1 protein-coding gene is annotated in these 617 nt (G+C 66.6%); it reads right to left on the bottom strand.

What is annotated here, in order from left to right:
• A partial coding sequence (locus O7A60_RS31760; RefSeq protein WP_463147967.1) for a thiolase family protein occupies positions 1 to 617 on the bottom strand: 617 nt, incomplete at both ends.

Below are 617 nucleotides of genomic sequence, written 5' to 3'. Positions count from 1 at the left end.
TGCGGCGCATCCTCGGCAATGCCGAGCTCGCGCAGCACGGCGATGCCTTGTGAGGCGAAGGCTTCGTTGAGTTCGATGACATCGAACTGTTTTGGCGTCAGGCCAAGCCGCGCGCACAGCTTCTGCGTCGCCGGCGCCGGGCCGATGCCCATGATGCGCGGCGCGACCCCGGCGGCGGCCCCACCAAGGAAACGGGCGATCGGCGTCAGCCCGTATTTCCTGACAGCCGCTTCCGAGGCAACGATCAGTGCCGCCGCGCCGTCATTGACGCCGGAGGCGTTGCCCGCCGTCACCGTGCCGCCCTGCCGGAACGGCGTCGGCAATCTGGCTAGGGTCTCGACCGTCGTGCCGGCGCGGGGATGTTCATCCTTCGAGACCACGACCGGATCGCCCTTGCGCTGCGGGATCGTCACCGGGGTGATCTCCTTCGCCAGCCGGCCATTGGCTTGTGCCGCGACCGCCTTGTCCTGGCTGCGCACGGCAAAGGCATCCTGATCCGCGCGGGAAACAGCGAAGTCTTCCGCCACGTTCTCGCCCGTTTCCGGCATGGAATCGACGCCATACTGCTTCTTCATCAGCGGGTTGACGAAGCGCCAGCCGATGGTGGTGTCGTAAAT

Source organism: Mesorhizobium salmacidum (SeqCode) (assembly GCF_037179605.1).
GTDB lineage: Bacteria > Pseudomonadota > Alphaproteobacteria > Rhizobiales > Rhizobiaceae > Mesorhizobium > Mesorhizobium salmacidum.
The sequence above is the reverse complement of the archived record's forward strand: the minus strand, read 5'-3'. Positions and strand labels throughout refer to the sequence as shown.